The sequence below is a fragment of the Pseudomonas sp. zfem003 genome (assembly GCF_032621675.1).
Taxonomy (GTDB): domain Bacteria; phylum Pseudomonadota; class Gammaproteobacteria; order Pseudomonadales; family Pseudomonadaceae; genus Metapseudomonas; species Metapseudomonas otitidis.
On the sequence record NZ_JAVYJG010000006.1, the window covers coordinates 322,365 to 336,634 of the forward strand.

A 14,270-nucleotide genomic window follows, 5' to 3' on the forward strand; every position below is an offset into this window, starting at 1 on the left:
GCCGTCACGCCCTGGCGAGGCACCGTTGGGAAGCAAGTAAAGCAGATACCTTCGAGGCTCATCGTCATGGAGGACCGCTCATGCTTCGATACGTCGCCACCCTGGCCCTGCTGCTCGCTGCACCGCTCAACGCGCCCCAGGCCGCCACCATCTACCACTGCAAGGGCCCGGACGGGCGCATCACCTACTCGCAACTGGGTTGTCCCGACGACCAGCGCATCGCCAGCCAGGAAACCGCTCCTGCCCACGGCGAAGCGGAGTACCTGCTGCCGCCGGCCAAACCCGAACGGATCGTGCGCAGGAGCCGGAAGGAAGCGGCCGAGAATCGGCGCGAAATAACGGTGGTGGGGGAACGACAGGACGGCTGCGGCAATCGGATCACCGGCACCGAACGGCGCCAGGCGATGTTGCGCAAACAGGTGCGCACCGGGATGACACAACGGGACGTGGAAAGCATGCTCGGCAAACCGGACCGGATCACCCGCAGCAACGGGCTGACCCGTTACCACTACACGCCGAAGAAAGGAAAGGGACGCAGCCAGGTCGTCGCGTTCGACGAACAAGGCTGCGTCAAGGGAAGGCGCTGAAGCAGCGCCTGGAAGGTAGGAAATGGGAAGGGAACTGACGTCCGCCCCGGCAGGCCGCTGAACAACCCGCAGCGTTGCCGTAGCAGCGTTCAGGTGTTCAACAGCCTGCTAGCGGCAGGCGTCCAGGGCGGCCACAAGCTCTCGCTCGTAGCCCATGCGCTGTAGGCGTTCGGCCCGCAGCGCTTTCATCTGTTGATCGATCGGCGCATCCAGCGCCAGTGCCGATACGGCAAAAGCCGGGGCAGCCGGCAGCTCGACACGACACGGAACCGGCACCGGCACACGCACCTCCATGGGCGGCGGCACAGCTGGCGCGACACATCCGGCCAGCAGACCCAGGGGCAATAGCCACACCCCGTTCATGGCGCACGCTCGCGCCGCAGCTCCTCGGCAAACGCGTGCCTCGCCGCCTCGCAGGCATCGGCCACGGGCGTGGGCTCCAGCATCACCTGGGCGGCGGCGTGGTAGTCACGGGCGGACCGGGACCGCGCTTCGGCAACAGCTGCCTCGGCGTGCTCGCTGCGCGCATGTCCCTGGCGCTCCAGTTCGGCCATTGCCTCGCCCTGCTTGAGCAGCGCCAGGCGATTGGCCTGATCGGCCTGTTGCAACACGGCCAACTGCGCACGGGCATCGTCCAACCGGGGCCGGTAGAACTGCCCCGCCATCCAGGCGCCGAACCCGACCAGCCCGAGGGCACAAAGCCCCCAGGCCAACCAACGGCTAGAAAGGAAGGCACTCATGCCAGCGCCTCCCGGAACTTCGCCCAGAGCGCCCGACGCTCGGCCAGGCCATTGAGCCCACCGTTGATGCGCCGGGTGATGGCCTCGAAGTCCCCGGCATCAGCCAGTTCGTTCAGCCCATTCACCTGCCAGAACCAGGCGGCCGAAAGCACGGCCGGCTCCGGCTGGGCGAGCAGATCCGGCTGCTCCACCAGGGGCAGCCCCAGCGCCGCACCGCAACGCTGGTACTGGGCCCGACCGGTGATCTGCAACAGCCCCCTGCCCCGGTACCGCCAACCGTCTCCGGAAGCCTCGGGTCCGTTCCCCATGCGGTTGGCATACACCACATTGGCAATCGCCTCGGGCCGACGGTGCAGGCTGCGGGCCAGCGCATTGGGCTGCCCATCCGCACCCCGGAAACGTCCCGGCCAGGTAGTGGCCAGGCCGGTGGCGCTGTAGTTGAGATTCTCGGTCAGCCGGGTGAAACCGGCGGATTCGTGGGCGGCTTGGGCGAGGAAGGCGGATTGACGGGTGGGGGTGGTGAGGGAGAAACGGAGAAATACAAGTTGCAAATCCATGCTCAAAGCAATGCCACCAATACAACTCGTTCCCGCCTCAACTAAATGATCCATATAACTTGCACTACTCATGTAAAAACCTACCAACTAATAGTCGAATAAAAAAACCAAAGAAAGCCAAGAACCTTTAGATAACTTTTACTCGACTTACATACGCAATATTTCGCGGACGATTTTCACCTGCAGTTGGCACAACCAAGGAAGCATCGAAGTTCATCGTCGCCCCCCAGTAAGAACCATTTCCGTAGCTATAACGGTTAGCCAACTGAGTAATACTTGAAAAAAGTGCGCCCTCCGCGGCGGTTGGTTGACTAGATAAATAGTTACCCGCAGCACTGCCTTTAATATTTCGAATGGCATCGCCCTGCAAACTTCCCATTACACGCCCGGCATCAATACCCCGCCCTTCATCAAACGAGCGAAGAAACTCTCCTCGCACATCGGGCAAACGGAAGTTGCTGCTGCCGTCGCCGCTCGTCCAACTTCCTTCCATACCCCCGCGCGCAGCCTCCGTGACCAACATGCCCGACTGCTGCGCGTGATCCCAAAGCCATGGCCACAACGCCCGGCTGAGCAAGCCTCCATTCATGGACTCGTACCCACCGGGCATCGTCGCCGTGCTCGTATGGAAAACCGGACGCCCCAAAGGCGTGTTATCCAGACGATCCAGGGGATACCAACCACCCGTGCCATCACTGCGCAGATGCCAGTAGTCACCAGCCCCCATCAATACGAAGAACGGATAGCCGCCACCATTGAGGTGCGTGTGAAAACGCACCCGGTCCCCATTAGCTGCCTGGATGACCAATCGATTCGCCGTGTTGTCCAGCCGACGGACAATCACGTCGACAACCCCAAGAGCAGGGTTGGATGCCGGCAGGGTGACGGTGCGGGGACCCGCACTGGCGTCGATCACAACCAGGCTCATCTGGCTTGCGGCCAAAGTCACGTCACTGGAAACCGTAATCACCTGGCGCGGAGCACCTCCTACGACCAGACCGCGATTGTTCACCGTGACGATGTCGTAGCTGGCAGCGGAAACCAGGTTGCGGCCGAAGGCCATCTCGAAGCCAAGTGAGGTGGTGCCCAGGTTGATAGGGCCGTCGGTGACCAACTGCCACAAACTGTCTGCCTGGCTGTTGCCCTGTTCGACGGCGACCAGTAAGCCTGGGGTCATTTCAGCCGAGATGTCGGCATCTGGCGTCCGTATCCAGGGGCCGGTTGTGACCAGATAAATGCCGTTGTCCTTGGCTGCACTCTGGTTTTTCACCAACACGCGATCACCATCGAGCAAGTTGACGCCATCGACGACCTGCAGACCGCTGAGGGTCAGATTGCCCGTGCTTGCCGCACGCACCCGCCCCTTGATCCCGATCCCACCCAATTGCTCCTGGATCAGGGCCGTGATGGATTCACGCGTCAGCGCGGCCTCCCCCCATTCACTTGGGCTGCTCGATGGCCGCTTGCCCAGGCTTGTCGCCTTGGCCTTCCAGACCTTGCCCCCCTCCTGCACGTGGGCTCCCACGGGGTAATCCTCGGTCGCCGACCACTCGGCGATGCCCCGCTGCAGGAGATAGCGCAGGGCTTCGTCATTGCGCTTGAACAGCGCGTTGAACCATTCCATCGGCGGGATGCCGTTGGTCTGATCGAACGACACGCCCCAACCTCGGGCGATGTCGGGGAAATTCTCGACTTCTCCGGTTTTGGCGCCGGATGCAAAGACCGTCTCGTCAGGACGTTTGTATTGAGTCATGGGTAAAACCTCATTCGATTCGTGGCTAGAAAATCGCCGGCACAACGGCCGGCGATTGAGCGCGGCCCGCTCTGGAAGGGGGCTGGCGCTCGGGAACAAAGGAGGGGCAAACGCCCCACCGATCACGAATCGATGCTCGCCATGGCTCAGGTTGAAACGCCCAGCCCGCGTGAGCGGGCTGGGGAGAGAAGGCTCAGTCGAGCCGGTCGGGCGCCAATGGGCGCGGGGAGATCAGAGGTTTGGCAAGGTGCGCCATCATGGCCACCACTTGTCGTCGGTGTAGTCGCTGGGGATGGCGTCCATGTCCTTCAGGCGACGCCCTGCCAGGACCAATGCCTGGGTGCGCGCTGCCATGGCCTTGGCGAAGGCTACGACAGTAGGCGCATCCATCGGCACCAGTGTGTTGTCGGCGGCGATCCAGGTGAAATCCTGCTCAGGTTCCAGCCAACGCAGATCACCCGGCTTGGCGCCGCTGGCTGCAGCCATGAAGGCCAGTTGAGCGGCTTCGGTGATACGTTCACGGTCGATTGGCCGGGATTGGAACAACGTGCCTTGGAACTCGATCCCCCTCGCAAGACGGTCGTCACGGGCGGCATCTATTTCCGCTGTATTGGGCAGAGGCGCGGGTGGGTTGAGATGCGCCTCAACCTCCGTTGCAGTCATTGGGACCAGTTCGGCTTTGCCGAACTCATGACGCTCCTCAGCACTGTCATAAGCGAATACTTCACCTGCCAGATCCTTGAAATAAATCATCAGCGCATCTCCCACCAAGTTAGTACTGACCCAGAAGAACCCGACCCCATCAAAAACCTGTAGGTGGCTCCGGGGGGTACTTCGATATCGTTGCTAGTCGGGGCACTGCCCAAATAACTCTGCGTTCCGCGATCAACCGACGAGCCATTGACCTGGGCAATGAGTGAACCACCACTGCTCGTCGAAACTTGCACGGTCACCCGCGCCTTGATCAGCTGATTCGTGGTGTTTGTGTAAGTCGTGCCAAGTGCCCGCTGCGCTGTCACATCAAGCCACTGCTGGCCGTCACCGAGCGTACGCGGTCGACTTTCAAGCGCCTCCACTCTCGTTGCCAACGCTGCGTAAGTAGAAGAGATCGCAGCGGCATCAATTGTTCCTTGGTTGGTCACGCCACTGCCCATCTTGACGATCCAGCAACCAGTTACGTTGAGCGGCCGAGTCTCTCCCCCCGACTTCGCAAACCGAATGCCATGGTTGACCCAATCCGCTGCGAGCCGCTGTGAGTAGCTCCCGTCCTCGGGAATGCTCATATCAGTGTTGGTACTGATGTCATACGTTGTTTCGAGTCGAACACGACTGAGACTGTTACTCCGCGAACCTTGAATGGCGCCAGCACCACCCGCCGACAACGCCCCATCCCCCCGCATGAACAACGCCCCCAACGATCCCGCTGCCTTGCCGTTGTAGTCCGGCATGCGGAACGTGGTGCTGCCGTCACCCTCGGTGAACATGCCGCGCTGAGTTGGATCACTGCTCCAGGTCGCTTCGCTGGTCTTGGGCACCTTGCCATCGCGAATGGCGGCCCAGACATCGGGATAAAGCGTGCGGCTCAGCAGTTGGCCGTCCGCCGGGGCGCAGCCGGCGGGGATGCTGGCGCGGCTGACCCACCACTGCACGGACATAAGCGGCATGCCCGCGCCCTCAATCGCTTCCACCCGCGTCACCAACTTCGCATAGGTCGAAGAAACCGCAGCGGCATCAATTGCCCCAGGGTTGGTCACTTCGCTGCCCATCTTGATGATCCAGCAACCGGTGACGTTGAGCGGGCGCGTTTCGGCGTCGGTGCGTACTGTGCCGTTGCTGCCGTCGGCAATCGGGGTACCTGTCAGGTAACGGTAATAGTTACCTGTACCGGCTCCACCGACAGTAGGGTTGGTCGGTAACGACTCCAATCCATCGTTCTTGGAAGATGGGTTGGTGAAACTGGCGTCACCAAGCGTCGTGCGGTGCTTGTGATCCTGCATGGCATCCCGCTGAATCACGCCAGCACGGCTAGAAGACAACGCCCCATCCCCCCGCAGGAACAGCGCCCCCAACGACCCCATCGCCTTGCCGTTGTAATCCGGCATGCGGAACGTGGTGCTGCCGTCACCCTCGGTGAACATGCCGCGCTGGGTAGGGTCACTGCTCCAGGTCGCTTCGGTGGTCTTGGGCACCTTGCCATCGCGAATGGCAGCCCAGACGTCGGGGTACAGCGCGCGGCTCAGCAATTGGCCATCGGCCGGGGCGCAACCGGCGGGGATGCTGGCGCGGCTGACCCACCATTGGACGGACAGCAGCGGCATGCCCATGTCCGAAGCCCCCGCCGGCGTCATCAACACCTGCAGCAGCGCATTGGAGGCCGGCACGCCCCCAGCCCCGCTGACGTACACCACCGGCACCGAGCGGTAGGCGCCGCTGTCCACCAGCTCGCCAGTGACGCGGAAGCGGTGGGCGACGGTGCCGCCCGGGCGGCTCTGGATGCACAGGGTGTCGCCGGCCCGCAGCAAGGCCACGCTGCGGCTGTAGTCCAGGCCTTCGGCGCTGGACTTGGCGATCATCAGCGCGGTGGCGTCGGCCGGGTTGGTGGCGTTCAGCGCCAGGTAGCCGTTGGCCACGCCGCCGGAGGTGGCGCTGCTCCATTGCCACTGGCCGAAGTTGAGGGTGCCACCGCCCAGTTGCTCCTGGATCAACGCCTTCAACGCCTCACGCGTCAGCGCCGTCTCCACCCATTCGCCGGGGTTGACCGACGGCCGCTTGCCAAGGTTCGCCACCTTGGCCTTCCAGACCTTACCCCCCTCCTGAACGTGGGCGTCCACGGGGTAGTCCTCGGTGGCCGACCAGTCGGCGATGCCGCGTTGCAGCAGGTAGCGCAGGCCTTCGTCACCGCGCTTGAACAGCGCGTTGAACCACTCCATCGGCGGGATGCCGGCGGTCTGGTCGTAGGCCACGCCCCAGCCACGGGGAATGTCGGGGAAACCCTGGACCTCGCCCGGCTTGGCGCCGGAAGCGAAGACCAGTTCGTCAGGACGGGAGTAATGCGTCATAGGAACCTCGCGAATTTTCCTTGGTTGAAGCCGAGTGCGCCGGCGGCGCCCCGGAAGCCGAAGGCCCGTTGGGGCACAGCGACGTAGAACTGGATACGGACACCCGCCGGTCGCGGCAGGATGTCCAGGGTGTTCAGCGCATAGCGCTTGAAGTCGCTGACCTGGTCGCTGCGGATGACCACGGTCAGGCTCATGTCGTACTGGTCGAAGACCAGGCTCTCGCTGTCGAAGATGAAGCGCAGGGCTGCGCTGATGTCGTCGACGGTGCCGAGTTGGTAGTTGCGGGCGATGCGGCAGCGGATGAGGAAGCGGTAGTCGTCGTCATCCAGCACCGCCGACTCTTCCAGCGGGTCGCCCATGCGGTACCACTTGCCGGTGCCGAAACCACGGGCACCGGGGACTTCGTGGAAGCCGAACAGGCTGCGCGGGGCGAGCCCGTTGAGCACGCGGCTCTGGCCGACGTGCTTGCCCACCAGGTCGAGGTTGGCGCCTAGCGCGCGGTCGATGTCGAGCGCGTCGGGCAGGCTCGACAGGCCTTGCCAGGTGTCGCCGAACTGTCGCGAGATCAGTTCGGCGGTGGCGGCGGCCCGGGGCTTGCCCTGGTATTGCCAGATCAGCAGGCGGTCATAGCTCATAGCACCACCACCTCGATGTCGGACGGGGCGAACCGCGCCCGTTCACGCACACCGATGGCGATGTTGTCCGCCGCCGGGGTGCCGCTGCGGCGGCTGATCTTCAGCTGCTCGACCCAGAAGCCCTGGACGGTGTTGATCGGGCTGTAGAGCCGCGACAGCTGCACGTCCTGGCCGATGCGGAAGTCCAGCTGCGCCAGTTGCGCCTTGATCGCCGCCACGTCGATGGCGGTGAACTCGGCGTCGCGCCGCAGCTGGACGAAGGCCTTGCAGTCCACCACCGCCGGGCGGTCGAAACGGATCAGGCGCTTCATGCCCTGCCCGTCCACCACGGTGCGCGACTGCTGGCCCATGAGCCCGGTGCCCGCCGGCTTGCGCTGGAAGATCGCCTGGGCGATGGCCTGCTCCTCGCCGCCATCGACGATCAGGTTGAGGCTGTGGCCCGGCACGCCGTCGGCGTCTACGGTCGGGCCGGTGTTCTCCAGCCCCACCACCTGGCGCACATCCGGCAGTTGCAGCAGCGCGGCCACCAGGCCATCGAGACTGTTCTGCGCCGGGCGGGCGCGGCTGCGGAAGAAGCGCGCACGCAGCTCGGCGTCGGTCTCCTCCTCGGCGCCCACTTCGGCGGGCGCCTGGGTGGTGGCGGTGTCCCAGCCCAGCACCAGGGTCTCGAGGGTGAGGCTGCTGTTGGCCGGCAGGTTGTAGGCGCCCAGCGCTTCGCTGCGCAAGTCGGCGCGGGCGGAGCCGTCGACACCCAGCGTGACGTCGGCGGTGAGCAGCCAGCGCCCGCGGTTGGCGTCGCGCAGCACGGCGCCGGCGGGAATCTGGGTGCCGGCACGCCCGGTGAGGGCGGTGCCGCGCAGGTAGCTGTAGCGCGCCTGGCGCCGGGTCAGCCCGGCGTAGGCGACCCGCTGTTCGAGCCAGTCGCCACTGGCGTGGTCCGGATCGAGGGCGCGGTAGATGACCTCGCCCAGCTCCTCCAGGTCCGCACGGACCTGGGCGATGAGCCCGAGCATCTGCCCGTCGGGGCTGTCGGGCGCGAGGTCGATGTCGTTGCCATAGATGGCTCGGAACCCCTGGTCCAGCTCCGCAAGGATGCTGTCCAGGCGTACACCGACATAGCCCTTGTTGGTCAGTTGTCCCATGTTGGTTCTCCAAAGAAAAAGCCCCACGCGAGGTGGGGCTTCGGTTTGACGGCGGCGGCCGATCAGCGCTGGACGCGGGTACTCAGGTCATTGCCGAGGTTGTCGCGCAGCGTGACGCCGATGGCCAGGCGCCGGTCGTCGGGGGTGACGTCCAGCTGGAAGTCGAGGATCTCGCTCACCCCCTCGGTGGTGAGGATGCAGCGCTTGATGTCCACCTCGATCTGCGCCAGGTCCGCCGGCCGCTCCATGCGGGGCAGCCAGGGCAGGCCGTGCTCCAGGTCGAGGAACCAGTCCCCCTGGAAGGAGCGCAGGCGCGTGCACACTCGCTGGGCCACGCATTCGCCGCCGTCGGCGTAGTTGTTGCGGCCCTGGCCGAAGGTCCAGTCGCCGTCCTTGTCTATTCGTCTCACTCTCATTGTCGTGTCCTCATTGCGGCACACCGGTGACGGCCGGGCCAGCCATGACCTGGCCGTGCAGGTGGCGTTCCAGGCTGATGCCGCTGGACACCACGTCGCCCTTGCCGGTCATGCCCGCCTCGAACACCACAGGGCACTTGATCAGCACCTTGGCGCCGTCCAGCGTCAGGGTGCCGCCCTCGTCCAGGCGTACATAGGCCGAACCGTCCAGCCGGCGCAGTTCCACCGCGTCGGTGGCGAAGGCCGGGACGACCTGGGGCAGCGAGCTGATACCCATCACCGCCACGGCGTCCGACAGGTCGTGCTGGCGGTAGTCCAGCGGTTCGCTGGAGGCACCGGAATGCCACCAGCCGTCGATGCAGCGCTCGTTGAACACCAGCAGGCATTCGTCGCCCGGCTTGACCGGGAAGGTCAGCACGAAGCCGCCGCCGCGGGGGAACTGCACCGGCACGTCGGGCAGCATCGGCAGGGGCTGGCGCGAGCCATCCATCAGCTGCTGCTCGATCATCGGCTGCACGCTGGCCACCTGGCGGGCGGCATCGAAGGCGACGATGCGCCCCGGCAGCGCGGTGTGCAGGCGCTTGATGCGGGTGTCGAGGGCGGTGCCCATGGCGACCTCGGTCGAGGGGGTCTGCCAGTCATAGTTACCCATTGCTCTTGCCTCCGGATTGGCTCTTGGCGCCGCCGGCCGGCTGGAACTCGCCCTTGCTCACGGTGAGCACGCAGAACCAGTCCTTCTCCATGACGTCGCCCTTGCTGATGATCCTGACGATCTTGTAGTCGCCGTCGAAGCGCGGCTCGATGGACTTCACCCGCACCGTGCCACCGACCCGGGGTGCCGGGTCGATCAGGCAGGTCAGCTCCAGGCCGCCCTCCACTTCCTTGGGTGAGCCGATCAGGCCGGTTTCCTGGGAGAGGAACACGGCCTGGTCGTCCAGCACGTTGCCGGCGGGCAGCAGCAGCAGTTCGCCGTCCTGGATGGACCAGTCGGCGCCCTGCTCCGCCGCCACCTGGCTGAGCACGTCGCGGCTCAGCCCCACAAGTACCTTGCCGCGCGGCAGGGGCCGTTGCTTGGGCAGGGTGATCTGCCCCGGCGTGGTGGACTTCATCGACTGCACCGCTGCCTTGACGTGGTCGTCGGCAGTGCTGCCGGCGGCGAGGGAGCGGCTGATGCGCGCCTCGCGGTAATCCACCGCGCCGGTGGCGCAGGTGAGCACGGTGATGTTGTCCAGGTCCTTGCGCTCCACCGCCGCCTCGGCGATGTCGCCGGCGTAGAGCAGGCGCAGCTCGCTGTAGCCGGCCCAGAGCCAGGCCTTGCGCAGGGTGCCGTCCTGCAGTTGTTCGCGGTGCTCGGGGTTGAGGTTCCAGACGCGGATCGTCCCCGGGTTGGGTTTGTTGTCGATGCTCTTGGTGAAGTCGAAGGCCACCCGCAGGCTGTCGATCACCAGCCCTTCCTGGTCGGCACCGAGGATCAAGCGGTAACGCCGGCCGAACTGCCTCATGGCTGCACCTCCGCTTTCTCGCCGATGTGGAGCAGGCAGCGGCTGCCCATGTCATCGCCCCCGATGGGATCGAGGCCGACGCCGCTGACATCCTCCAGCCAGAGGAAGAACGGCAGGGTGCTGCGCCAGAGCATCGGCACGCCGGTCACCAGGGTCAGGCCCTGGGCCAGCCAGGTGCCCTTGGTCTCGTCCAGCAGGTCGATGGCCCAGTGGTCGCCGATGCTGTTGTAGCGAAGGGTCAGGCGCAGGCGGTAGCCGGCGAACTCGAAGCTCTGCTCCTGCAGCGGGTCGCTGCTGATGGGGATCTGCTTCATGAGAACACCGTCCTGCCTACCGCATGCGCAAAGCTCTCATTGCGCTTCTTGGTCTTGGGCGTGGTCTTGCCCTTGGACTTCTTCTCCGCTGCCTGGCACTGGGAGCGGCCGGAACGCTTGGTCCCGGCCGCCGGGGTGACCACGCCATTGATGACGCGGGTATCCACCACCAGGACTTCGCGCAGGGTCAGGTCCAGCTCGATGGCGCCATCGATGGCCTGCACGGCGGAAATCGTGGTGAGCAGCATGTTCTTGTACAGGTAGAAACCGGTCTGCACCTGCAGCAGCTCACCGGCCTTCTGGGTGTCCAGCAGGCATTGGTAGACCTGTTGCAGGCGCGACTGGCTGGGCGAGCTGTCGAAGCGCGACAGCGGCTGGTACTCCAGCATCCAGGGCGCCAGGGGCCGGGCCTTGGGCGTATCCACCTGGGGCTTGAGCCAGCTCTTGAGCTCGCGCTGGGCCCGATTGCGGGCCTGCCGGGTCAGGTTGGCCAGGATCCCCGGCTTCACCTCGTCGACGAAGTCGACACTGCTGCGCAGCCCCGGCGTGACCTCGGCGGCCAGTGCCGCCAGGGGGTCGTAATGCTCGACCACGATGCCCTTGATCTTCAATGTGCGGGGCTGCGCGTAGGCGTGGTCGGCAATGTTGGCGCCGCTCTCCACCGGGTTTTCGGTGATCTTGAGTTCAGCGGTGTGGGTTTCGTTGATGACCGCATCGAGCCTCATCGTGCCGATGCGGCGGTTGATCAGCATGACCATCGATTCACCTCACTGTCTGATGTCACTCTGGTTGTTGTGGGTGGCCAGGCGCTGCTGGTTGGAGGCCACCTGCTCGGCGACCTCCCGTCCGATGGCTTGGGGGTTGTCTCCGCTCACGTGGACGGTGACCGACTGGTTGAAGCTGTTGTTGCTCACCGGCGCCGCGAGGGCGGCTGCGCCGACGCCAGCGCCCAGCGCCGCGCGGCTCTGTGCATCCTGCACACCGGCCGTGAACTGGCTGGCGCCTTCCACCAGGCGAGGTGCCGTGGCGGCCTGGTCGTCGGTGCTGTTCCAGCCGAAGAACCCGGCCACGCCGGAGAACATCCCAGGCGACTCCTTGGCTGCCTCGGGCGCGCCTTCCTTGTCGCCACCGAAACCAAACATCCCGGCGACCTTCTTGAACCCGGCGCTGAGCACCTCGAACTGCGCTGCCACGCCTTCGAACCAGCCGTTGAAGGCTTCCTTGAGGCCGTCGAAGTCGCCAGTGATGAGGGCGAAGATTCCTTTCAGCAGATTGAAGAGATTGCTGATGCTGGCGCCGATGACGACCATCAGGCCCTCGCCGAAGGCCATCACCGACTCGCTGCCCTCCGTCCAGAAGGCCATGAATTGCGCCTTCAGCCCATTCAGCACGGCCTCTACCGCAGCGATGCCATTGAGCAACGGCTCCCAGGAGAACAGGCTGCCGATCACTTCGAACTGCGTGGCCAAGCCTTCGAATATCCCGCCGAACGCTTCCTTGACGCCGTCGAAATCTCCTCTGAGCAAGGCGGAGAAGCCTTTGAACAGGTTGATGACGTTGCTGATGCCCGCGCCGATGAACATCATCAGGCCGTCGGCGAAGGCCATCACCGTCTCGCCGTTCTCCGCCCAGAAGGCGTCGAACTGCGCCTTCATGTCCGCGAGGATGGCGCCGACTTCCTTGAAGCCCTTCACCAGCGGCTCCCAGACGCCGCCGAAGGCCGATTCGCCGCCGTCCAGGTAGGTCATGAAGTCGTCCACCAGGGCGATCACCACCACCAGGGCGGCGATGATCCACATGATGGGGTTGGTGGCGAAGGCCATCAGGCTGGCGCGGCCGACCCAGAGCAGGGCCGTGCCGAGCATCATCAGGGCGTTGTCCCAACCGACGGTTCCGCTGACCACGAAGTCCAGCGCGCGGCCGAAGTTGTAGACCGCGTCCAGGCCTTCGGCGACCAGCGTCATGGTCTTCTGCAGCCCTTCGGTGATCAGCTCCTTGTTGGCGTCCACCACCGCGAGGAAGCGGTCCGCCAGGAATGACAGTTGCGGGGCGAGGCCCAGGCCGACCCGCGTCTTGACCCCGTCCAGCACCTTGTCCAGTTTCTCCATGGACGTCTGGTAGTCCTTGGCCGACTGGGCCTGCTCGTCGGTGACGACGCCCAGGGCATCCGGCCCGGCCTTGAGGTCCTTCAGGCTGCCCAGGGAGGACTGCACGAAGTCGAAGAGTTTGGAGGACACCTGGGAAATGGCGCCGCCGATCCTGGAGGTACTGCCCTCGACCTGCGCCGCCTTGCCCTGAACCTGGTTGAGGGTCTCGATGTAGGTGTAGTGGGCCTTGTTGCTGGAGAGCAGGGTGTTGCGGGTGACCTCGACGTTCTGCCTGAGGTGGTTCACCACGCTGATCTCCTGCACCAGCGTATTGCTGATGACGTTCAGCTCCTGCTTCAGGGTGTTGGTGATCTGCTGCAGGCCCAGCGCGAACTGCGTGCTGAGTTGTTGGATTCCAATTTCAATTGCCATTGGCCTGCCTCTCGTGGGCCTGACGCTGTGCGTCATCCCATTCGGCTATCGCGTCATGGAAGTCGCACAGGTCGGCCAGGGTGTAGAGCGCGCGCAGCTCGTGCAGGGTGCAGAGCTGGCGCATGACAGGGGTGAACAGGAACCAGTCGGTCACTCCGCCTTGGCCGGTCCCGGCAGAATCGCCGACAGGGCTGGCGCGGCGGCGGCGAAAAAATCGGCGAACTGGTACTTCACCCCCTCCACCAGCAGCGGCACCAGGTGCCCGCGGTGTTGGTTGAAGTGCGCCTCGGCGCGGTCGGCGAGGCGGAATGCCGCGCCGTCGGCCGGTTGCACATTGGTCTGCTGGATCACCAGCGCTTCGATCTCCGCCACCACCGGATCGCCCAGGTTGGCCAGGATGGCGCCGATGGCCAGGCTGTCGCCGCCCTCGCCGCGCTTGATCTCCACGCCCTGCAGCAGGCGCGCGGCCTTCTTCAGGGCGTTCCAGGCCGGCATGGCGTTGGCCGGGCGCATGACGTAGTCGAAGCCGTCGAGGTTGATGCGATGTTCGGCGTTCATGGTCAGGCGACTCCTTGTTCCAGGTTCACGTTGGCGCGCTCGAAGACGATGGTCCAGGTGGTGTCGTTGGCCTCGCTGCCACGGGTCACCTCGGGACGCTTGGTGAAGTAGCCGCGGGTGGCGCTGATCAGGTCTTCGTTGAGCAGGTCGCGCATTTCCAGGGTCAGCGGGGTGAAGGCCTTGAGGTTGCCTTCCTGCAGCAGGCGCAGGCTGTTGAGGAACTTGTTGTCACGCGAGTGCTGCTTGAGCTTCAGGGTGAGGGTCGCGGACCGGTCGTTGTTGGCAACGAACACGCCGGTGCCGTTGCTGCCAATCTTCATGGAGCCGGATTCGGCGGTGAAAGCCAGCTTGAGGACATCGGCGCCGGCGCCCCAGTCGCTGATCTCGTAGCCGTTGATCAGGACGGACAGTTGTTTCTGGTCGTAGATAGCCATGGAAAATCTCCGGAAATGAAAAGGCCCCACGCGGGGGCCGGAAAACGTTGGGTG

Annotated in this window: 18 protein-coding genes; 1 reads left to right on the plus strand and 17 read right to left on the minus strand. The window is 64.8% G+C overall.

Annotated features, from left to right (window positions below; genetic code table 11):
- Positions 1-80: 80 nt before the first annotated feature.
- Complete coding sequence (locus RTK35_RS15500) at positions 81-587, plus strand: DUF4124 domain-containing protein (protein ID WP_074971832.1); 507 nt, start codon at positions 81-83, stop codon at positions 585-587.
- Positions 588-695: 108 nt separating this feature from the next.
- Here RTK35_RS15500 and RTK35_RS15505 read toward each other — a convergent pair whose 3' ends face one another.
- The 17 genes from RTK35_RS15505 to RTK35_RS15585 all read right to left on the minus strand — a co-directional run bounded on the left by RTK35_RS15505 (position 696) and on the right by RTK35_RS15585 (position 14,216).
- Positions 696-950, minus strand: coding sequence for a hypothetical protein (locus tag RTK35_RS15505; RefSeq protein WP_044411579.1), 255 nt, complete (start codon positions 948-950; stop codon positions 696-698).
- The gene (locus RTK35_RS15510; protein ID WP_316908380.1) at positions 947-1,327 is read right to left on the minus strand and encodes a hypothetical protein; all 381 of its coding nucleotides are present in this window, start codon (positions 1,325-1,327) and stop codon (positions 947-949) included. The genes RTK35_RS15505 and RTK35_RS15510 overlap by 4 nt, the downstream gene beginning before the upstream one ends.
- Positions 1,324-1,884 (minus strand): glycoside hydrolase family 19 protein, encoded by a 561-nt coding sequence (locus RTK35_RS15515; protein ID WP_316908381.1) that lies wholly within the window; start codon positions 1,882-1,884, stop codon positions 1,324-1,326. The genes RTK35_RS15510 and RTK35_RS15515 overlap by 4 nt, the downstream gene beginning before the upstream one ends.
- A 127-nt stretch (positions 1,885-2,011) precedes the next feature.
- Complete coding sequence (locus RTK35_RS15520) at positions 2,012-3,637, minus strand: hypothetical protein (RefSeq protein ID WP_222900014.1); 1,626 nt, start codon at positions 3,635-3,637, stop codon at positions 2,012-2,014.
- 255 nt (positions 3,638-3,892) lie between these two features.
- Positions 3,893-4,390: a DUF4376 domain-containing protein gene (locus RTK35_RS15525; RefSeq protein WP_316908382.1), complete on the minus strand. Its 498-nt coding sequence runs from the start codon at positions 4,388-4,390 to the stop codon at positions 3,893-3,895.
- Positions 4,390-6,696: a phage tail protein gene (locus tag RTK35_RS15530; protein WP_316908383.1), complete on the minus strand. Its 2,307-nt coding sequence runs from the start codon at positions 6,694-6,696 to the stop codon at positions 4,390-4,392. Before RTK35_RS15530 ends, RTK35_RS15525 begins: the two co-directional genes overlap by 1 nt.
- Entirely contained in the window at positions 6,693-7,331 is a 639-nt protein-coding gene (locus RTK35_RS15535) for a DUF2612 domain-containing protein (protein WP_044411565.1), read from the minus strand. The genes RTK35_RS15530 and RTK35_RS15535 overlap by 4 nt, the downstream gene beginning before the upstream one ends.
- Entirely contained in the window at positions 7,328-8,473 is a 1,146-nt protein-coding gene (locus RTK35_RS15540) for a baseplate J/gp47 family protein (RefSeq protein ID WP_316908384.1), read from the minus strand. The genes RTK35_RS15535 and RTK35_RS15540 overlap by 4 nt, the downstream gene beginning before the upstream one ends.
- Before the next feature lie 62 nt (positions 8,474-8,535).
- Positions 8,536-8,889 carry a hypothetical protein gene (locus RTK35_RS15545; protein WP_044411559.1) on the minus strand — a complete coding sequence of 118 codons (354 nt, stop codon included), beginning with the start codon at positions 8,887-8,889 and terminating at the stop codon, positions 8,536-8,538.
- 10 nt (positions 8,890-8,899) lie between these two features.
- Positions 8,900-9,541 (minus strand): Gp138 family membrane-puncturing spike protein, encoded by a 642-nt coding sequence (locus RTK35_RS15550; RefSeq protein ID WP_052807641.1) that lies wholly within the window; start codon positions 9,539-9,541, stop codon positions 8,900-8,902.
- Complete coding sequence (locus RTK35_RS15555; protein ID WP_316908385.1) at positions 9,534-10,391, minus strand: phage protein; 858 nt, start codon at positions 10,389-10,391, stop codon at positions 9,534-9,536. The genes RTK35_RS15550 and RTK35_RS15555 overlap by 8 nt, the downstream gene beginning before the upstream one ends.
- Entirely contained in the window at positions 10,388-10,705 is a 318-nt protein-coding gene (locus RTK35_RS15560; protein WP_160481214.1) for a phage baseplate plug protein, read from the minus strand. Before RTK35_RS15560 ends, RTK35_RS15555 begins: the two co-directional genes overlap by 4 nt.
- Positions 10,702-11,463: a phage baseplate protein gene (locus tag RTK35_RS15565; protein WP_044411553.1), complete on the minus strand. Its 762-nt coding sequence runs from the start codon at positions 11,461-11,463 to the stop codon at positions 10,702-10,704. Before RTK35_RS15565 ends, RTK35_RS15560 begins: the two co-directional genes overlap by 4 nt.
- A 9-nt stretch (positions 11,464-11,472) precedes the next feature.
- Entirely contained in the window at positions 11,473-13,224 is a 1,752-nt protein-coding gene (locus tag RTK35_RS15570; RefSeq protein WP_316908386.1) for a hypothetical protein, read from the minus strand.
- Positions 13,214-13,378 carry a hypothetical protein gene (locus tag RTK35_RS15575; protein ID WP_160158626.1) on the minus strand — a complete coding sequence of 55 codons (165 nt, stop codon included), beginning with the start codon at positions 13,376-13,378 and terminating at the stop codon, positions 13,214-13,216. The genes RTK35_RS15570 and RTK35_RS15575 overlap by 11 nt, the downstream gene beginning before the upstream one ends.
- The gene (locus RTK35_RS15580) at positions 13,375-13,782 is read right to left on the minus strand and encodes a phage tail assembly chaperone (RefSeq protein WP_069563008.1); all 408 of its coding nucleotides are present in this window, start codon (positions 13,780-13,782) and stop codon (positions 13,375-13,377) included. Before RTK35_RS15580 ends, RTK35_RS15575 begins: the two co-directional genes overlap by 4 nt.
- A 2-nt stretch (positions 13,783-13,784) precedes the next feature.
- Positions 13,785-14,216, minus strand: coding sequence for a phage structural protein (locus RTK35_RS15585; RefSeq protein WP_044411548.1), 432 nt, complete (start codon positions 14,214-14,216; stop codon positions 13,785-13,787).
- Between the last annotated feature and the right edge of the window lie 54 nt (positions 14,217-14,270).